A 19,864-nucleotide genomic window follows, 5' to 3' on the forward strand; every position below is an offset into this window, starting at 1 on the left:
GGGAATCCCGTAGAGCCTGGGGAGGTTCACTGATATGTTGTACGATAAATCCCTCGAACGGGATAACTGTGGTTTCGGCCTGATCGCCCACATAGAAGGCGAACCTAGCCACAAGGTAGTGCGTACCGCAATCCACGCACTGGCCCGGATGCAGCACCGTGGTGCAATTCTTGCCGATGGTAAAACCGGCGATGGCTGCGGTTTGCTACTACAAAAACCCGATCGCTTCTTCCGCATCGTTGCGGAAGAGCGCGGATGGCGTTTGGCGAAGAACTATGCTGTTGGCATGTTGTTCCTTAACCAGGACGATACGCTGGCCCAGGCAAGCCGTCAGGTAGTAGAAGAAGAATTGCAACGGGAAACACTTTCAATTGTTGGCTGGCGCGATGTGCCGACCAATGAAGGTGTACTCGGTGAAATCGCCCTCTCCTCTTTACCACGTATTGAGCAAATTTTTGTTAATGCTCCCGCAGGCTGGCGCCCGCGTGATATGGAACGCCGCCTGTTTGTTGCCCGTCGCCGTATTGAACAGCGCCTGCTCAACGATAAAGAATTCTACGTTTGCAGCCTGTCTAACCTGGTGAACATTTATAAAGGTCTGTGTATGCCGGCTGATTTGCCGCGTTTTTACCTGGACCTGGCTGATTTACGTCTGGAATCGGCTATTTGCCTGTTCCACCAACGTTTCTCAACTAACACCGTACCACGCTGGCCTCTGGCTCAGCCGTTCCGTTACCTGGCACACAATGGTGAAATCAATACCATTACAGGCAACCGTCAGTGGGCAAAAGCACGTACTTACAAATTTAAAACACCACTGATCCCTGACCTGCAGGATGCCGCTCCCTTCGTAAATGAAACAGGTTCGGACTCCAGTTCACTGGATAACATGCTGGAACTGCTGCTAAGTGGTGGGATGGACATTATTCGTGCCATGCGTTTACTGGTTCCACCTGCCTGGCAGAACAACCCGAATATGGATCCTGAACTGCGTGCGTTCTTTGACTTTAACTCCATGCATATGGAGCCCTGGGATGGCCCGGCGGGGATTGTGATGTCTGACGGGCGTTTCGCCGCCTGTAACCTTGACCGTAATGGTCTGCGCCCGGCGCGTTATGTCATCACAACCGACAAGTTAATCACCTGTGCCTCTGAAGTGGGTATTTGGGATTATCAGCCCGACGAAGTAGTTGAAAAAGGGCGTGTTGGCCCAGGTGAACTGATGGTTATCGATACGCGTATCGGCCGTATCCTGCACTCAGCAGAAACCGATGATGACCTGAAAAGCCGCCATCCGTATAAAGAGTGGATGGAGCGCAACGTGCGCCGCCTGGTACCGTTTGAAGACTTGCCTGATGACCAGGTCGGAGCTCGTGAATTAAGCGATGACTTGCTGGGTAGCTATCAGAAACAATTTAACTACAGCAGTGAAGAACTGGATCAGGTGATTCGCGTGTTGGGTGAAAATGGCCAGGAAGCGGTTGGCTCAATGGGTGATGATACGCCATTTGCCGTACTGTCCAGCAAACCCCGCATTATTTATGACTATTTCCGTCAGCAATTCGCGCAGGTGACCAACCCACCAATTGACCCGCTGCGTGAAGCCCATGTCATGTCACTGGCGACCAGTATTGGCCGCGAGATGAATGTCTTTTGCGAAGCGGAAGGCCAGGCACACCGCCTGAGCTTTAAGTCACCGATTCTGCTTTATTCTGATTTCCGGCAACTGACTTCGCTGGATGAAGAACATTACCGTGCAGATACGCTGGATATTACCTTTGATCCGGCCAAAGCCTCTCTGGAAGAAACTATCAAAGCGTTGTGCGACCAGGCAGAAAAAATGGTTCGCGAAGGAACCGTTTTGCTGGTCCTTTCAGACAGAAATATCTCTAAAGAGCGTTTGCCAGTTCCTGCACCAATGGCTGTTGGCGCTATCCAGACTCGTCTGGTAGACCAGAGCCTGCGCTGTGATGCCAACATTATTGTGGAAACAGCCAGTGCCCGGGACTCACACCACTTTGCTGTCCTGCTAGGTTTTGGCGCTACAGCTATCTACCCTTATCTGGCCTATGAATCACTGGCGAAACTGGTTGATGGTGGCGTGCTGGAGAAAGATTACCGTACAGCGATGCTTAATTATCGTAACGGGATCAACAAAGGGCTGTACAAGATAATGTCCAAAATGGGCATTTCTACTATCGCCTCTTACCGCTGTTCAAAACTGTTTGAAGCTGTTGGCCTGCATGATGATGTCGCCAGTGAGTGCTTCCAGGGGGTGGTCAGCCGTATTGGTGGTGCCGGGTTCAATGATTTCCAGCAAGACCTTATTAACCTGGCCAAGCGAGCCTGGCTGGCACGTAAACCACTGGAACAAGGCGGTTTGCTGAAGTATGTCCATGGTGGTGAATACCATGCGTACAACCCGGATGTGGTTCGTACACTGCAACAGGCAGTACAGAGCGGTGAATATTCTGATTACCAGGAGTATGCCAAACTGGTTAATGAGCGCCCTGCTGCCACGTTGCGTGATTTGCTGTCAATCACCCCACAAGGTGACGCTGTCAATATTGAGCATGTGGAACCGGCAACCGAGCTGTTCAAACGCTTTGATACTGCAGCGATGTCCATTGGCGCGCTAAGCCCTGAAGCTCACGAATCTCTGGCGGAAGCCATGAACAGCCTGGGGGGGTTCTCCAACTCTGGTGAAGGTGGCGAAGACCCGGCGCGTTATGGAACCAACAAAGTTTCCCGTATTAAGCAGGTTGCCTCTGGCCGTTTTGGGGTTACTCCGGCTTACCTGGTAAATGCGGATGTTATCCAAATCAAGGTAGCGCAAGGTGCCAAACCGGGTGAAGGTGGGCAATTACCTGGTGATAAAGTCACCCCATATATCGCGCGTTTGCGTTACTCAGTGCCGGGTGTGACATTGATTTCACCACCACCACACCATGATATTTATTCTATCGAAGATTTGGCTCAGCTGATTTTTGACCTGAAACAGGTCAATCCTAAGGCGATGATTTCCGTCAAGCTGGTGTCTGAACCGGGCGTTGGTACGATTGCCACCGGGGTGGCAAAAGCCTATGCCGACTTGATTACTATTGCAGGTTATGATGGTGGTACAGGCGCAAGCCCACTTTCTTCAGTGAAATATGCTGGCTGCCCATGGGAGTTAGGTCTGGTGGAAACCCAACAGGCGCTGGTCGCAAATGGTTTACGTCACAAAATTCGTCTGCAGGTTGATGGCGGATTAAAAACAGGTGTCGATATCGTTAAAGCCGCGATTCTGGGAGCGGAAAGTTTTGGTTTCGGTACTGGTCCTATGGTTGCCCTGGGCTGTAAATACCTGCGTATTTGCCACCTCAACAACTGTGCGACTGGTGTTGCGACTCAGGATGAGAAACTGCGCCGTAATCACTATCATGGTTTACCGTGGAAAGTGACCAACTACTTCGAGTTCATCGCCCGCGAAACCCGTGAAATCATGGCGTCTCTGGGTGTAACACGTCTGGTTGATTTAATTGGCCGTACAGACTTGCTCAGCGTACTGGATGGGTTTACTGCCAAACAGCAAAAACTGGATTTATCGCGCCTGCTGGAAACGGCTGAGCCATTGCCAGGTAAAGCACTGTACTGCACAGAGCAGAACCCGCCGTTTGATAAAGGCGATTTAAACGCCCAGTTGCTTAACCAGGCGATGCCTTATGTCGAAAACAAGCAGAGTAAAACCTTCTGGTTCGATATTCGCAATACTGACCGTTCTGTTGGTGCATCGTTGTCTGGCCATATTGCCAGCCATCATGGCGACCAGGGCCTGGCGGCAGACCCTATCGTGGCGTATTTTACCGGGACAGCAGGCCAGAGCTTTGGTGTCTGGAATGCGGGTGGTGTTGAACTGCACCTGACGGGTGACGCAAACGACTATGTCGGCAAGGGTATGGCTGGCGGCTTAATTTCAATTCGACCGCCAGTGGGTTCAGCATACCGTAGCCATGAAGCCAGCATTATCGGTAACACATGCCTGTATGGTGCGACCGGCGGCCGGTTGTATGCCGCCGGGCGTGCCGGTGAACGTTTCGCGGTCCGTAACTCTGGTGCCATCACTGTTGTAGAAGGCATTGGTGATAATGGCTGTGAATACATGACTGGCGGGATCGTTTGCATTCTTGGTAAGACAGGTGTGAACTTTGGTGCTGGTATGACGGGGGGCTTCGCGTATGTTCTTGATGAAGATGGCGAGTTCCGTAAGCGCGTCAACCCTGAACTGGTTGAAGTTCTGAATGTTGATGAGCTTGCCATTCACGAGGAACACCTGCGTGGCATGATTACTGAACATGTTCAGTTTACCGGCTCTCACCGTGGTGAAGAGATTCTGGCGAACTGGCCGGTATGGTCAGCAAAATTTGCTCTGGTTAAACCGAAATCCAGTGATGTAAAAGCATTATTGGGTCACCGTAGTCGTTCCGCAGCCGAGCTGCGGGTGCAGGCGCAGTAAGAGGTCATACAATGAGTCAAAACGTTTATCAATTTATCGACCTGCAGCGCGTTGATCCGCCGAAAAAGCCGCTCAAGATTCGAAAAATTGAGTTTGTAGAAATTTATGAACCCTTCTCAGAAGGCCAAGCTAAAGCACAGGCAGATCGCTGCCTGTCCTGCGGCAACCCTTACTGTGAATGGAAATGCCCGGTACATAACTACATTCCAAACTGGCTGAAGCTTGCCAATGAAGGGCGTATTGTTGAAGCAGCTGAGTTGTCGCATCAGACCAACAGCCTCCCGGAGGTATGTGGTCGTGTTTGCCCGCAGGATCGCCTGTGTGAAGGCTCCTGCACGCTGAATGATGAGTTTGGTGCTGTCACCATCGGTAATATTGAACGCTATATCAATGATAAAGCCATCGAAATGGGGTGGCGGCCAGATATGAGTGGCGTAAAACCCACTGGCAAGCGGGTTGCTGTCATTGGTGCCGGTCCTGCCGGCCTGGCATGTGCCGATGTGCTGACACGTAATGGTGTGAAAGCCGTTGTCTTCGACCGTCATCCGGAAATTGGTGGACTGCTCACTTTTGGTATCCCGGCATTCAAACTGGGCAAAGAAGTCATGAGCACACGTCGGGAGATTTTCACCGGTATGGGCGTTGAATTCCGTCTGAATACGGAAGTGGGCAAAGATATCCAGATGGACGATTTGCTGAATGAGTATGATGCGGTATTCCTGGGCGTCGGGACTTATCAGTCTATGCGCGGCGGGCTCGAAAATGAGGATGCCACAGGTGTATTTGATGCATTGCCATTCCTGATAGCCAACACAAGAAAGTTGATGGGCTTTGAGGAAGACGCTGAGCAACCTTACATTAACCTGCAAAGCAAACGTGTAGTGGTTCTCGGTGGTGGTGACACCGCAATGGACTGTGTACGCACCTCTGTTCGCCAGAGCGCCACTCATGTCACCTGCGCTTATCGCCGCGATGAAGAAAACATGCCGGGCTCTAAACGCGAAGTTAAAAATGCGCGTGAGGAAGGCGTTGAATTCCAGTTCAATGTTCAACCATTAGGTATTGAAGTCAATGGTAATGGCAAAGTGTGCGGTGTGAAGATGGTACGCACAGAAATGGGTGAGCCAGATGCCAAAGGACGCCGTCGTGCTGAAATCGTTGCAGGCTCTGAACATGTGGTTCCGGCAGATGCCGTCATTATGGCATTTGGTTTCCGTCCGCACCGTATGGAATGGCTGGAAAAGCACAGTGTTGAGCTGGATAGTCAGGGGCGTATTCTGGCACCAGAAAACAGTGACAACCCATATCAAACAACCAACCCGAAAATCTTTGCCGGCGGTGATGCTGTGCGGGGTTCCGACCTGGTTGTTACTGCGATTGCAGAAGGTCGTAAAGCCGCTGATGGCATAATGAACTTCCTGGAAGTGTAACGAACACGGCAACAAATGAGCATTAGCTCATCCGTCAAAGCCAGTCGGTCCACGCTGACTGGCTTTTTTTACATTTTCGGCGGGGAAAACAACAGGCGTAAAAAAACCGGGGTATCGTCCCCGGTTTTCACTATTAACCAACCAGTGTGGTTACTTCACAACCCGTAATGCCGGGCGGCCACCCCGTGGTGGAGGATCGTTGTCCGGATTATCACCTTCTTCCGGGGCATCAGGTTTATCGCCGTCAATCACTGACATCACAGTGTTATCGGATGATTCACTCTCAGACCCAGCCCCTTGTACTGCACTTTCATCATCCAACTCGTAGGCCGGTTCAGGCTCAAACATCGTGCCTGCACCATTCTCGCGGGCATAGATAGCCAAAACAGCAGATACAGGGACAGAAACCGTACGAGGAACACCACCAAACCTGGCATTAAACTGCACCTCATCGTTACCCAGCTCCAGGTTACCGACAGCACGAGGCGCAATATTGAGCACAATTTGTCCGTCCCGGGCATATTCCATGGGTACGTTCACACCCGGCAGCGTCACATCTACTACCAGGTGCGGCGTCAACTGGTTATCCAGCAACCAGTCATAAAAGGCACGCAGCAGATATGGACGGCGAGGTGACAACTGAGACATTTCCATTGGTATTAGCCCCGGGTGTGCAGGCGAATTTCACGCTCTGCTTCCGTCAAAGAAGCCAGGAATGCATCACGCTCAAAGACACGGGTCATATAACCTTTAAGTTCTTTAGCGCCAGCACCGGCAATCTCAATGCCCATTAGAGGCAAACGCCACAACAGCGGAGCTAAATAGCAATCTACCAAACTGAATTCATCGCTCAGGAAGTAAGGCTTCTGACCGAAGACAGGCGCAATAGCCATTAGTTCTTCACGCAACTGTTTACGTGCCGTTTCCACTTCCGAACCCGTACCTGCCATGATGATGTTCATCAGGCTATACCAGTCCTTTTCAATACGATGCATATACAGACGGCTTTCGCCACGAGCGACCGGATAAACCGGCATCAACGGCGGGTGCGGGAAACGCTCATCCAGATATTCCATGATGATACGGGATTCCCACAACGTCAGTTCGCGATCAACCAGAGTAGGAACACTTTGATTCGGGTTGAGGTCAATCAGATCCTGAGGCAGATCATCCGTTTCCACATTCTCGATTTCGAAACTTACACCTTTTTCCGCCAGGACAATACGCACCTGATGGCTATAGATGTCAGTAGGACCGGAAAACAGCGTCATCACCGAACGTTTGTTGGCAGCGACAGCCATGAAAACCTCCAAGTATATTCAGAAAATTACTGCCACTAACCGCTACAGCGGAGCAGCCAGCCAGATTACGGGAGCCCTGAGTCTGTTGTTGTAGTCACTTGCGCCAGGCAATCCGGCTAAAACGTAAACAGATACCAGCTTTGGGGCATAAAATTGGATGATAGTTTACCAGATTTTGTTGTACTTGTGGTGAAGGGTGGTGGGAATTAACAGAAAAACACACTGTCTGGCATGTAAATACAGCATTGTGCAGAGATAAAAAAACCCGGCCAGGCCGGGTTTTTCGCCAATGCAATCTGCAGAGCAGAGAGCAATTAACGTTTGGAGAACTGCGGACGACGACGTGCTTTGCGCAGACCCACTTTCTTACGTTCAACCTGACGAGCATCACGAGTGACGAAGCCAGCTTTACGCAGTTCGGAGCGCAGAGACTCATCGTACTCCATCAGAGCGCGGGTGATACCGTGACGGATCGCACCTGCCTGACCGGAGATACCACCACCTTTAACGGTGATGTACAGATCCAGTTTTTCAACCATGTCGACCAGTTCCAGCGGCTGGCGAACTACCATGCGAGCAGTTTCACGGCCAAAGTACTGTTCCAGAGAACGTTGGTTGATAACGATTTTACCGTTGCCCGGTTTGATAAACACACGAGCGGCGGAGCTTTTGCGGCGACCAGTGCCGTAGTATTGATTTTCAGCCATTGCCTGATATCCCGATTAAATGTCCAGAACTTGCGGTTGCTGCGCCGCGTGGTTGTGCTCGTTACCTGCGTAAACTTTCAGTTTACGGTACATAGCACGGCCCAACGGGCCTTTCGGCAACATGCCTTTAACCGCGATTTCAATCACACGCTCAGGACGGCGGGCAATCATTTCTTCGAAGGTCGCTTCTTTGATACCACCGATGTGGCCGGTGTGGTGGTAGTACATTTTGTCAGAACGCTTGTTGCCGGTAACAGCAACTTTATCTGCATTCAGAACGATGATGTAATCACCAGTATCAACGTGCGGAGTGTATTCCGCTTTATGCTTACCGCGCAGGCGACGAGCCAGTTCGGTAGCCAGACGGCCCAGGGTTTTACCGGTCGCGTCGACAACATACCAGTCGCGTTTTACGGTTTCTGGTTTAGCTGTAAAAGTTTTCATTAAAAGCTTACCCAATAAATAGTTACACGTTGGTGAACACCCAAACGCTTAAAATCAGTTGAGGTTCACACGACATTGTCCAGTAAACCTACCCCCTCGGATAGTTTTCACCGGCACTCTAAAGTTTCGGGAAAAAAACTTTGTTGTAACGTGGGGTCGCAAGATTATAGAGAAGTCACTGGTAAAGATCGACCCTTTTTTCTGATTTTCAGCAGCAGTCAGCACAGGTTATGGCCGGTGCGGAGCCTGCAGATACGCTTCACTTTGCATTTCCTGTAACCGGGAAAGGCAGCGCTGGAATTCAAACTTCAGGTGTTCCCCCTGATAAATCTCGAACAAAGGCACCTGCGCGAGAACCACCAGCTTCACCTGGCGCTCATAAAATTCATCCACCAGTGCAATAAAACGCCTGGCTGCATTTTCAGCCCGTATATCCATCACCGGTACGTTGTACAGCATCACCGTATGAAACAAATGTGACAGCGCGATATAGTCATGCTGGCTGCGGGCATCCACACACAACGTATCGAATGTCACCGCCAGCGTCTGATTCGCACTGCCAAGCGTCGCAAGTGAACGATGATTGACTTCCAGAACCTCGCCCTGGCCTTCATGCCATGGTGAACCTGAAAGTGTCTGAAATAATTGCCCCATCCGTTCCAGGTTGCCAGCATTACAAGGCGAAAGCCATAGATGTGCCTGTGTTAACGCACGCAGACGATAATCCACACCGGCATCCACATTGATCACATCGCAGTGCGCCTGAATTGCGGCAATAGCGGGCAAAAAACGCGAGCGCTGTAATCCATTATGATACAGGTTCTCTGGCGGAATATTCGATGTTGCCACCAGAGTAATCCCCCGGGAAAACAGAGCCTGCATTAGCCCACCCAGTAACATCGCATCGGTAATATCGGAAACGAAGAACTCATCAAAGCAGAGTATGTCTGCCTGCGCTTTGAAGCTGTCAGCCACAATTTCCAGTGGATCGCTGTGCCCCTGCAAACGGGTTAGTTCTTCGTGAACACGCAACATAAAACGGTGGAAATGCAGCCGCAGCTTTCTTTCACCCGGAATACTCTGGAAAAACATATCCATAAGCCAGGTTTTCCCACGCCCTACGCCGCCCCACATATAGAGGCCGGTTACAGGTTGCGGAGCAACTGGCTGGCGGTTAAACCATCGGGTAATCTTTCCTGCCAGGCCTTTTGGCTCAGAATGAGGCACCGCCTGCCGTGCGCTCAATGCCTGGTAAATTGCGTCCAGACGCGTAATTGCATCGCGCTGAACATTGTCAGGCTGAAACTGCCCATCGCGAAGCGCCATTTCGTAACGCGATGCCGGAGAGAGGGTTTGCATGGTGTTATTCTTACTTCCTTAGCAATCTAATAAACGAGTTGCCATTACTCTTTTGTCTAAAAAAAGGCCGTTCTACACTACGCGATACACCAGCAGGATTCCACTTCTCATGAATTAACGGTTATAGTGGCAGTTATAAAGCGATGGCACGGACATAACAGAAGGTAAGCCTCGCAGTTAACCCTACGACCAAACAATAAATGGGAGATGTTCATGACCTGGGAATACGCGCTAATTGGGTTAGTCGTCGGTATCATTATTGGCGCCGTCGCGATGCGTTTTGGCAACCGCAAGCTTCGCCAGCAGCAGGCATTACAGTATGAGCTGGAGAAAAACAAAGCAGAACTGGAAGAATACCGGGAAGAACTGGTGAATCATTTTGCCCAAAGTGCCGAGTTGCTGGATAACATGGCGCGTGATTACCGCCAGTTGTATCAACACATGGCAAAAAGCTCTTCCAGTTTGTTACCGGAAATGAGCGATGAAACCAACCCATTCCGCAATCGACTTGAAGATTCAGAAGCCAATAATGATCAGGCTCCGGTGCAAATACCGCGAGATTACTCTGAAGGCGCATCAGGGCTTTTGCGCAACGAAAAAGCAAAACGCAGCTAACGATTTGTAAATGACAGGGTGCTCCGGCACCCTATTTTTTTGCGTGATTGCGCTTACACGTTATACAAGTTGTTCATTCCAGGTATATTCAATATTATCAATCTATTCAGGATAGCTGTTTTCAAGCAAGCCAATGGGAGCCTGTATTAATGAAAAAAACAACTCCACTTTTTTGTGCTGTCGCGTTAGCGCTTGGCATCGGATTGTCTGTTCCAGCGGCTTCGCTGGCCGCCTTGCCTTCACAGATTCCTGGGCAACCTGCGATTCCAAGCCTTGCGCCAATGCTTGAAAAAGTGCTTCCGGCTGTTGTCAGCATTCAGGTGGAAGGCAGTGCAGTAGAAAGCCCACAAGTGCCCGATGAACTGAAAAAATTCTTTGGTGATGATGGTTCAGACCCGCAAGCCCAGCCTTTCGAAGGTTTAGGTTCTGGTGTAATTATTGATGCAGCAAAAGGCTATGTGCTTACCAATAACCACGTTATTGAGCATGCAGATAAAATCAGTGTCCAGTTAAACGATGGCCGCACGTTTGATGCCAAACTGATTGGCAGTGATTCGCAAAGTGATATAGCAGTCGTACAAATTCAGCATCCCGAAAAACTCACCCAAATTAAAGTTGCTGACTCCGATGCGCTGCAAGTGGGGGATTTTGCCGTTGCCGTGGGTAACCCTTTCGGGTTGGGGCAAACAGTGACGTCCGGCATTATTTCTGCTCTGGGGCGCAGTGGGCTGAATATTGAAGGTCTGGAAAACTTCATTCAGACAGATGCGTCTATTAACCGCGGTAATTCGGGTGGTGCATTACTAAACCTGAAGGGGGAACTGATAGGCATTAACACGGCCATTCTTGCTCCAGGCGGCGGCAGCATCGGTATTGGTTTCGCTATTCCGGGCAACATGGCTATAAAGCTTGCAACCCAACTGATTCACTCCGGGGAAATTCAGCGCGGGTTACTGGGTATCAGAGGAACCGAATTGAATGCTGATTTGGCTAAAGCCTTCAACCTGAATGTCCAGCGCGGTGCGTTCGTAAACGAAGTACTACCAGGTTCTGGTTCAGCGAAAGCGGGAATCAAAGCGGGCGATGTAATAACCAGCCTGAACGGTAAACAGCTCAGCAGTTTTGCCGAGCTCCGTGCAAAAATTGCCACAACAGAGCCAGGAACCAAAGTAAAACTGGGGTTGTTACGGGCAGGAAAAGCACTTTCAGTTGAGGTCGTACTCGATAAGAGCACAGCATCGTCAGCCAGTGCTGAGTTAATATCACCAGCATTACAGGGTGCAACACTCAGTGATGGACACCTGAAAGACGGAACTAAAGGTGTGCATATTGATGCCGTTGACAAAGGTAGTGCTGCCGCAAAAGCCGGATTGAATAAAGATGATTTAATCGTCGGTGTTAACCGTGAGCGTGTGCATTCCATTGCTGAGATGCGTAAGGTAATGGAAAATAAACCATCGGTTATTGCGTTGAATATCTTACGTGGTGATACCAATCTTTATCTGCTTTTGCGCTAAGTAACATAATTACCAGCCTCCGCAATGCGGTGGCTGGTAAACTCATGATATGCTCCCATCCTGTTTACTCAATTAATCACAATATACATCCATGATTCTGAAGCTATTGCGGTCAGCACTAATTGGTTTATTTGTCGGTGGCATTCTGGTGTTCACCGTGCCTTCGCTGCGCACAATGGTGCCTGCATCGGTGAGTCAGTTCACCAGTGCAGATGAATCTCCGGTTAGTTATAACCAGGCTGTACGCCGGGCGGCACCAGCAGTGGTTAACGTTTACAACCGTAGTAGTAATGGCAATACACATCACCAGTTGGAAATCCGCACCCTGGGTTCCGGGGTCATAATGGATGCCAGAGGGTATATCCTTACCAATAAGCACGTTATTAATAACGCTGACCAAATCATCGTTGCCTTACAGGATGGTCGGGTTTTCGAGGCACTATTAGTAGGTTCTGATAGCCTGACTGATTTGGCTGTACTAAAAATTAACGCAACAAATCTGCCTGTTATTCCCATCAACCCACACAGGGTGCCACATATTGGTGATGTTGTTCTGGCAATAGGTAACCCTTATAACCTGGGGCAGACCATTACTCAGGGTATCATTAGTGCGACCGGGCGAATCGGCCTTAACCCAAGTGGCAGGCAAAACTTTCTGCAAACCGACGCATCGATTAACCATGGTAACTCGGGTGGCGCTCTGGTTAATTCACTGGGTGAACTAATGGGGATCAATACGCTCTCATTTGATAAAAGTAATGACGGCGAGACACCTGAAGGCCTGGGATTTGCCATTCCTACTCGCCTGGCAACCCGCATCATGGATAAGCTAATTCGTGATGGGCGGGTCATTCGCGGCTATATAGGTATCACCGGGCGAGAAGTGATGCCCATGCATACAGCCGCAACATCCGGGCTGGACCAGATACAGGGTATAGTCGTTAATGATGTGGCACCAGATGGGCCTGCGGCAAAAGCAGGTATTCAAATCAACGATGTGATTTTATCGGTAAACCATAAACCTGCGATTTCAGCACTGGAGACCATGGATCAAGTGGCTGAAATCCGTCCAGGATCAGTTATACCCGTTGAAATTATGCGTAATGAACAGAAAATGACGTTGATGGTGACAGTCCAGGAATACCCGGCAACGAATTGACAGAAACAAACATGGGCCGGGAGCCGGCCCATGTAGTTGCGTTAGCGGTTTACAAAATCCACACCCAGTTCAATATCTTTCTTCAGCGTATCGATTAACCCTTCCAGCGCTTGTTTTTCAAAAGCACTCAAAACCCCCGGGGACTGACGCTCTACAATGCCATTTTTGCCAAGCAGCAATGGCTGAGCGAAGAAGCGGGCATATTCGCCATCACCTTCTACATAGGCACATTCAACAACTCCTGCTTCACCTTTCATTGCCCGTACTAGTGACAGACAGAAACGCGCAGCAGCAAGACCCATAGAGAGAGTTGCAGAACCACCACCCGCCTTAGCTTCAACCACCTCAGTACCTGCATTCTGAATGCGGGTTGTCAGTGCCGAAACTTCATCATCAGTAAAGCTGACGTCAGGAACATGGGAAAGTAACGGAAGAATGGTCACACCTGAATGACCACCAATAACCGGAACATTCACATCCGCCGCGTTTTTACCCTTGAGTTCAGCAACAAATGTATTAGAACGAATAATATCCAGTGTACTCACACCAAATAGCTTATCTTTGTTATACACACCTGCTTTCTTAAGCACCTCAGCCGCAATTGCAACCGTAGTGTTAACCGGGTTAGTAATAACGCCAATACATGCTGTTGGGCATGTTTTCGCTATTTGCTGAACTAAGTTTTTCACAATCCCGGCATTCACATTGAACAGATCGGAACGATCCATGCCGGGTTTCCGGGCAACACCCGCGGAAATTAATACAATATCAGCGCCTTCCAGAGCGGGCGTTGCATCCTCACCAGCAAAACCTGTGATTTTCACATCGGTAGGAATATGGCTTAAATCAACTGCCACCCCCGGGGTTACCGGAGCAATATCATACAAAGTCAGCTCTGAACCAGAAGGCAGTTGGGTCTTAAGCAGAAGGGCTAGCGCCTGGCCGATACCACCTGCCGCGCCGAGGACTGCAACTTTCATCCTAAACTCCTTATTATGGTTAGCAATAAGTGCCTTAACTCCATAGGGGTTGCGACCATAATCCAGAGATGAAGTAAATACAATCTTCACGCCACCAGTTTACTAAGTATTACGGTGTTTTGTTTACTCCGTATACTTTTCTGGGGTGGACAGTAAGTCACTTCCTAAACAGGCACTTCAATACTGTTTTCTTAACTTGTACTGAATGAATCAAAACAACATCATTTTGATAACATTTACTTTACCTTATAGCGCATTTTTAAGACGTGATGCAGGTATATTTCTGGATAACATTTTTTGATAGAATCCGCGGCTTTCATCAATTTAATTCAGCCGCCAGGATGCATTTGCATAAAAATTCAATTAATTGCATAATGATGCCACTTATTGGCCTGAATGAAGGTAAATTATGCGAGCCTCTGCTAAACAAGAAGAATTAGTGAAAGCTTTCAAGGCGCTTCTTAAAGAAGAGAAATTTAGCTCTCAGGGAGAGATCGTTCAGGCTCTCCAGGAGCAAGGCTTTGAAAATATCAACCAGTCGAAAGTTTCCCGTATGCTGACTAAGTTCGGCGCTGTGCGAACACGTAATGCAAAAATGGAAATGGTCTACTGTTTACCGGCAGAACTTGGGGTACCAACCACCTCCAGTCCACTCAAGAATTTGGTACTGGATATCGACTACAACGATGCTGTGGTAGTTATTCACACCAGCCCCGGAGCTGCGCAACTCATTGCCCGCCTGCTCGATTCTCTTGGTAAAGCAGAAGGGATCCTGGGCACCATTGCGGGTGACGACACGATTTTCACAACACCAGCCAGTAACTTCACGGTAAAAGAACTTTACGACGCGATTCTGGTACTGTTCGAGCAAGAGCTGTAAGTACATGGGTTTACGCTGCCGTACCCGTGCCAAAGGCGCGTAAACCTGTCGAACCTCATGCATCACTACCTGGGAATTTCCTGCCACTATTTTGTATTTTGTGCGTTGTCCACCAGACTGTTCTCATGCACTAAACCGCATCAATGGTTAAATATTTATATCCGATTGATTTACATAACCTTTAGCTAAAAACATTCGCTTCCCAATCCATTTTTATGACTCAACAATCTAAAAAGATTTTCTTATACAATAAATGTTCATTATGAAATGATTAGTCTGTTATCTTTTTTTCGTGGCCCTACTATACTGTTTTTTGTGACACTGCTCACGAATAATGAGCAAGACAAAACAGATAACAGAGGTACCTGATATGAACATGACAAAAACTCTCACTACAGCCAGCCTGCTTTCCATGTTGTCATTTGGCGCTTTTGCCGCAACGCAACTCAATGATGAGCAAGCTGAATCACGCCAGCCTATAGGAACAATCAGCGTTGATGGCATAGCCAGTTCACCTATGGATATGCACCAGATGCTAAATAAGAAAGCCGCTGAACAAGGAGCTTCCGCTTACCATGTTATAGAGGCGCGTTCAGGTGATAGCTGGCATGCAACTGCAGAATTATATAAATAAGCTATGATGCAGGGGCATGGTGCCCCACTTCTCGTCGTTTATAACAACAACCCGGCATAATGCCGGGTTGTTGTTATGCCTTTATGAGTAACTTTCTGTTAGCGCATGCTGATACTTATTCAACATTTCTGTCAGGCGGCGCACTGGTTCCGTAACACTAAGTGGAGCATCCCACTTTTCCAGTTTTTGCTGGTAAATAGCTAACTCACGCAGCAACCTTTGGAAGGATTCACGCCGCCGGAAGTTATTTGATGACGATGTAATACGGTCTGCCGTTCGCCGTAATTGCCGATGAAAAGCTGACAGCTCATCATTCACGGGAACCGGGGCATCACGCAGGCGCTGATGGGCGATAATCAAGTTAAGTGCCAGCCGAAAACGGGCTATATCTCCCGGAAATTTATTCAACAGCAGGAACAGTTGCTGGTACAACGCAGGTAAATGGTTTTCCTTACGACGTACTACATTGGTGGTGAGCGATGACACTGCTGCTGACATCAGTTGATTTAAAATATTCTGCCCGGTTTGCTCACGCGAATTATCCCGAATAACAGAAATCACGATCATGGCCAGCACCACACCCACCAACTGCCCCAGCGCATTGTCCAGGAAGAAATTAAAATCAAACTTCATGGGATTATCCAGCACAATAATATTGATAGTCCCGGCCAGCGTTGCCATTGAACCCAACATACGCTTTTGTACCTGAATACCAATAAAGAACCCAAGAATGGCCAGGCTCAGGCACAGCAACAGCATACTCTGCTGTGTCGAGGGGATAATAAACAGGAAATAGAGTGCGCCGAGTGGTAATGCCATAAGCATGCCATAAACAAAATCAAGACAAACCATCCGTGGGTTAGGTAAACGCATTGCTAATGAAGTGACAACAGCTATCATGACCATTGCGCCACTGCCGGATGTCCAGCCCGTCCACAACCAGAACAGTGTTCCCAGAATACAGGACACCGACGTACGCCAGAAATTAATCATCGCGTGATGGCGCTCAGCTGATACCGGCTTAACAACCGGCTCCCCATTGAGTACTTCCTCTTCAACTGCGCTGATTTTGGTATTTGCGTTGACGCCGCGTTTTAGCAGTAAAAAGCGTGTTGCAGAGCCCACCCAAGTATAAATAGTTACCGGTGTATCATCACCACTGATTGAAATAACACGGCGCATGAGTTTCAACCTGCGGTGTACATCAGCAGCTGAATCGACAGGCAATTCAAACAAGTAACGGAACTCAGAAGGCACTGCCTCAGGACGGGTATTCTGAATCAGAAAGGTTTCGGCTGCCTGAGTTATCATGGTTAACGACAACGAGTGGATAACATTCAAACGGCGAGTGGCTTTATCCCAACGAGATGATTCCATTTTTAAATTACTTCTCATCCCATTTAATGCATTGGTGCGCCTCAGCAAATCACTCCAGGCTTTATCAACCTCTTCGCGGGAACTGTGCGCGATGCACAGTTGCATCAACCGATAATGGTCAACAACTATCTCCTCCAGCTCTTTATCAATTTCTTGTTTAACGGAGCGAGGTGAAAATAGCAGGTCAGCAACTATTGCGCACATTATCCCAATGACAATTTCACTGCAGCGCTCCACGGCAAATTGCGGGGTCAACAATGGTGCTTTTTGAATAGTAATTACAATGATCAGTGCGGTATAACCGGAAAGCCCCCATGCATATGAATTTTCGACACGCACCAGAGAAGAAACCCAGGTACAAAACCCCGCCCATATACAACAGACTATCAACATGAGTAACGGGGCCCGAATCAATAAAATGATAATAGCCAGCGCAGCAAAACAACCAATAAATGTTCCGATAATACGTAGCATCCCCCGGTAGCGAATAGCCCCGGAGTATGGCTCTCCACCTGCTGCAAAAGCTGGGCCTGCTGCAACAAGGGCTGCAGTCAATACAGCCCAGCGAGGTGTTTCAAGCTGAAAATGAAACCCCACAAACAGCGCCAGCACAATGGCTGTAGCGAGCTTGAAAGCAAAACGCAAATGAATCTGGGAGATGGAGAAAAAGCCCATGATAATTAACCAAACTCACGAAAACGGCGGAAAAACTTACTGATAAAAGACATGTTCTCAGTATTCCGGTCATGTTTGCCAGTAACAACAACCGTTGCCGTAGTGCCTGCCGGAAACAAATTGCCATACTGCTTATCCAGTTGAATACGCACAGGTACCCTTTGTGCAAGACGAACCCACTCGAGGTTGGAATCGACACTCGCCATGCCTTTCGCATCCTGGCTACTGCTGGCATTTGTCACCCCGGCAGCAATACTGTTTACCGAACCATGTAATACCTGATTACTTCCCAGCGGGGTGATCTCAACACGGTATCCCGGCCGGACACCATCCAGTTTGGTTTCTTCCATGTAAGCCACAACATAGAACGAATTTTCTTTCACCAGGGCTACAGAGGTAGAACCACGCGTAATGAACTCACCGGCATAGACATTCAAGTTGGTTACCCAGCCATCTGCTGGCGCATAAACAACAGTTCGCGCAAGGTCGAGTTTTGCCACATCTCTTGTTGCACGGGCTTTAGCCAGCTGATGTTCCATAGTCTGCAGGCTGTTGTTCGCCTGGTCGATTTGCTCTTTTGCCACGGCACCCACCCCCAGGCGGTTACGACGAGCGGCTTCACGACGTTTCTCTTCTACTTGAGCCTGGTAGTACGCAACATCCGCCTCAGCCTCTGCCAGTGCTTCTTTATAACGCGGTTGATCAATCACGAACAGCACCTGGCCCTTTTTCACCAGTTGGTTATCATGAACATCAACATGTTCAATCAAACCGGAAACATCCGGTGCAATAGCCACAATATCAGCACTAAAGCGGGCATCTCGTGTCCAGGGCGACTCGGTATAAAACGACCAAACCCGGAATACAGCAATAAAGGCCAGAATAACCAACACCACGGTGATTGCCGTGCGGGTCAGATTTTTTGTTAGTGTTTTCACTTCTACCTCAAACAAACAGGCGGGTTATTAACCAGAATAGACAGCAATACAAGGCGGTATTGAACAATGCCGGGTGCCAGACAAAATCATAGATACCAGTAGGAACCAGTACTCTACGCAGCCCCCAAAATAGTGCCAGCGATAATAGCAACTCGAAAAAAATCGGCGGAAATGAAAGGCCGAATACTACAATAACCGGAAATAAAGTCATTTTTGTCCTGATATGAACGGAGCAGGCGATACCATTGATGTAGTTAACACCTCGAAGCCACATCAAGAATTTGCAGGCAGGAACTACGAAGTGCTCAATTTAATAATAATATATTAACGTAACTGTTATGCTGTTATCTATAATCTGTGATCTAAATCACTTTTAAGCCAGAGTGAATAATGGAACGACTTAAACGGATGTCAGTCTTTGCCAAAGTAGTTGAACTGGGTAGTTTCACCGCGGCGGCAAGACAATTACAAATGAGTGTCTCATCGATCAGCCAGACTATTGCCAAACTGGAAAATGAACTGCAGGTAAAGCTGCTTAACCGTAGTACCCGCAGTATTGGTCTGACCGAAGCAGGGAAAATTTATTACCAGGGCTGCCGCCGCATGTTGCACGAAGCGCGGGAAGTGCACGAACAACTTTATGCCTTCAATAACACGCCGATAGGGACGCTGCGTATTGGTTGTTCCTCTACAATGGCACACAATATTCTGGCTGTCATGACAGCCAATATGCTGAAAGAGTACCCGGGTTTGTCTGTTAATCTGGTGACAGGTATCCCGGCACCAGACTTGATTGCCGATGGGCTTGACGTGGTTATTCGGGTTGGAGCATTGAGCGATTCCAGCCTGTTTTCCCGCCGCCTGGGGGCAATGCCAATGGTTATCTGTGCCGCAAAGAAATACCTCAATCAGCACGGTGTACCGGAAAAACCCGCCGACCTGAGTAACCACTCCTGGCTGGAATACAGTGTTCGCCCGGATAATGAATTTGAGCTAATCGCACCCGAGGGAATTACCACCCGTATGACACCTCAGGGGCGTTTTGTCACCAATGATCCAATGACTCTCACGCGTTGGCTGAGTGAAGGTGCAGGAATTGCTTATGTGCCACTTATGTGGGTTCTGGATGAAATAAAACAAGGTGATCTGGAAGTCTTACTGCCCCGCTACCAGTCAGATCCTCGACCAGTCTATGCGTTATATACCCAAAAAGATAAATTGCCCCTGAAAGTACAAGTCTGTATTAACTGGCTGATGGAGTACTTTGTGAACGTAGCAGAGACTTACCAGGAAATGCATGGCCGCCATACAGACCTGAGGTAAAAAATAAGCCGCCAGTTAAAGCGGCGGCTT

General features: G+C 48.8%; 17 protein-coding genes. 8 read left to right on the top strand and 9 right to left on the bottom strand.

Annotation, left to right across the window (positions count from 1 at the left end; translation table 11 throughout):
* Positions 1-34: 34 nt before the first annotated feature.
* Together gltB and MPHASIOC01_RS18660 are read left to right on the top strand one after the other, a co-directional pair.
* The gene (gene gltB / locus MPHASIOC01_RS18655) at positions 35-4,495 is read left to right on the top strand and encodes a glutamate synthase large subunit (protein WP_353613063.1); all 4,461 of its coding nucleotides are present in this window, start codon (positions 35-37) and stop codon (positions 4,493-4,495) included.
* Between the two features lie 11 nt (positions 4,496-4,506).
* On the top strand, positions 4,507-5,925 hold the full coding sequence (locus MPHASIOC01_RS18660) for a glutamate synthase small subunit (protein WP_064600658.1): 1,419 nt from the start codon (positions 4,507-4,509) through the stop codon (positions 5,923-5,925).
* 150 nt (positions 5,926-6,075) lie between these two features.
* Here the strand turns inward: MPHASIOC01_RS18660 and sspB are convergent, their stop codons facing one another.
* The 5 genes from sspB to zapE form a co-directional block, all read right to left on the bottom strand.
* Complete coding sequence (gene sspB / locus MPHASIOC01_RS18665) at positions 6,076-6,579, bottom strand: ClpXP protease specificity-enhancing factor (protein WP_064600660.1); 504 nt, start codon at positions 6,577-6,579, stop codon at positions 6,076-6,078.
* A gap of 5 nt (positions 6,580-6,584) precedes the next feature.
* Entirely contained in the window at positions 6,585-7,226 is a 642-nt protein-coding gene (gene sspA / locus MPHASIOC01_RS18670) for a stringent starvation protein SspA (RefSeq protein ID WP_064600662.1), read from the bottom strand.
* Positions 7,227-7,540: 314 nt separating this feature from the next.
* On the bottom strand, positions 7,541-7,933 hold the full coding sequence (rpsI, locus tag MPHASIOC01_RS18675) for a 30S ribosomal protein S9 (RefSeq protein WP_000829818.1): 393 nt from the start codon (positions 7,931-7,933) through the stop codon (positions 7,541-7,543).
* A 15-nt stretch (positions 7,934-7,948) separates the two neighbouring features.
* The gene (gene rplM / locus MPHASIOC01_RS18680) at positions 7,949-8,377 is read right to left on the bottom strand and encodes a 50S ribosomal protein L13 (RefSeq protein WP_036104968.1); all 429 of its coding nucleotides are present in this window, start codon (positions 8,375-8,377) and stop codon (positions 7,949-7,951) included.
* A 228-nt stretch (positions 8,378-8,605) separates the two neighbouring features.
* Positions 8,606-9,736 carry a cell division protein ZapE gene (zapE, locus tag MPHASIOC01_RS18685; RefSeq protein WP_353613064.1) on the bottom strand — a complete coding sequence of 377 codons (1,131 nt, stop codon included), beginning with the start codon at positions 9,734-9,736 and terminating at the stop codon, positions 8,606-8,608.
* A gap of 213 nt (positions 9,737-9,949) precedes the next feature.
* Here zapE and zapG point away from each other — a divergent pair, with 213 nt between their 5' ends.
* The 3 genes from zapG (at position 9,950) to degS (ending at position 13,027) form a co-directional block, all read left to right on the top strand.
* Positions 9,950-10,351, top strand: a complete 402-nt coding sequence (zapG, locus tag MPHASIOC01_RS18690; protein WP_064600666.1) for a Z-ring associated protein ZapG — start codon at positions 9,950-9,952, stop codon at positions 10,349-10,351.
* Positions 10,352-10,500: 149 nt separating this feature from the next.
* Positions 10,501-11,868, top strand: a complete 1,368-nt coding sequence (degQ, locus tag MPHASIOC01_RS18695; RefSeq protein ID WP_064600669.1) for a serine endoprotease DegQ — start codon at positions 10,501-10,503, stop codon at positions 11,866-11,868.
* A gap of 91 nt (positions 11,869-11,959) precedes the next feature.
* On the top strand, positions 11,960-13,027 hold the full coding sequence (degS, locus tag MPHASIOC01_RS18700; RefSeq protein ID WP_353613065.1) for an outer membrane-stress sensor serine endopeptidase DegS: 1,068 nt from the start codon (positions 11,960-11,962) through the stop codon (positions 13,025-13,027).
* Positions 13,028-13,068: 41 nt separating this feature from the next.
* Here degS and mdh read toward each other — a convergent pair whose 3' ends face one another.
* Positions 13,069-14,007 (bottom strand): malate dehydrogenase, encoded by a 939-nt coding sequence (mdh, locus tag MPHASIOC01_RS18705; RefSeq protein ID WP_064600673.1) that lies wholly within the window; start codon positions 14,005-14,007, stop codon positions 13,069-13,071.
* A gap of 409 nt (positions 14,008-14,416) precedes the next feature.
* Here mdh and argR point away from each other — a divergent pair, with 409 nt between their 5' ends.
* Both argR and yhcN read left to right on the top strand, forming a co-directional pair.
* The gene (argR, locus tag MPHASIOC01_RS18710; protein ID WP_064600675.1) at positions 14,417-14,887 is read left to right on the top strand and encodes a transcriptional regulator ArgR; all 471 of its coding nucleotides are present in this window, start codon (positions 14,417-14,419) and stop codon (positions 14,885-14,887) included.
* Between the two features lie 370 nt (positions 14,888-15,257).
* On the top strand, positions 15,258-15,521 hold the full coding sequence (yhcN, locus tag MPHASIOC01_RS18715) for a peroxide/acid stress response protein YhcN (RefSeq protein WP_064600678.1): 264 nt from the start codon (positions 15,258-15,260) through the stop codon (positions 15,519-15,521).
* Between the two features lie 81 nt (positions 15,522-15,602).
* Here the strand turns inward: yhcN and aaeB are convergent, their stop codons facing one another.
* The 3 genes from aaeB to aaeX are packed head-to-tail and all read right to left on the bottom strand — an operon-like array spanning position 15,603 to position 18,722.
* On the bottom strand, positions 15,603-17,573 hold the full coding sequence (aaeB, locus tag MPHASIOC01_RS18720) for a p-hydroxybenzoic acid efflux pump subunit AaeB (RefSeq protein WP_064600679.1): 1,971 nt from the start codon (positions 17,571-17,573) through the stop codon (positions 15,603-15,605).
* Positions 17,574-17,578: 5 nt separating this feature from the next.
* Positions 17,579-18,511: a p-hydroxybenzoic acid efflux pump subunit AaeA gene (aaeA, locus tag MPHASIOC01_RS18725; RefSeq protein ID WP_064600680.1), complete on the bottom strand. Its 933-nt coding sequence runs from the start codon at positions 18,509-18,511 to the stop codon at positions 17,579-17,581.
* A gap of 7 nt (positions 18,512-18,518) precedes the next feature.
* The gene (gene aaeX, locus MPHASIOC01_RS18730; protein ID WP_036104992.1) at positions 18,519-18,722 is read right to left on the bottom strand and encodes a p-hydroxybenzoic acid efflux pump operon protein AaeX; all 204 of its coding nucleotides are present in this window, start codon (positions 18,720-18,722) and stop codon (positions 18,519-18,521) included.
* A gap of 179 nt (positions 18,723-18,901) precedes the next feature.
* Between aaeX and aaeR the strand changes: the two genes are divergently transcribed.
* On the top strand, positions 18,902-19,834 hold the full coding sequence (gene aaeR / locus MPHASIOC01_RS18735; RefSeq protein WP_064600681.1) for an HTH-type transcriptional activator AaeR: 933 nt from the start codon (positions 18,902-18,904) through the stop codon (positions 19,832-19,834).
* Positions 19,835-19,864: the final 30 nt, after the last annotated feature.

The organism is Mangrovibacter phragmitis (genome assembly GCF_040429585.1).
In the GTDB taxonomy this organism is placed as follows: Bacteria; Pseudomonadota; Gammaproteobacteria; order Enterobacterales; family Enterobacteriaceae; genus Mangrovibacter; species Mangrovibacter phragmitis.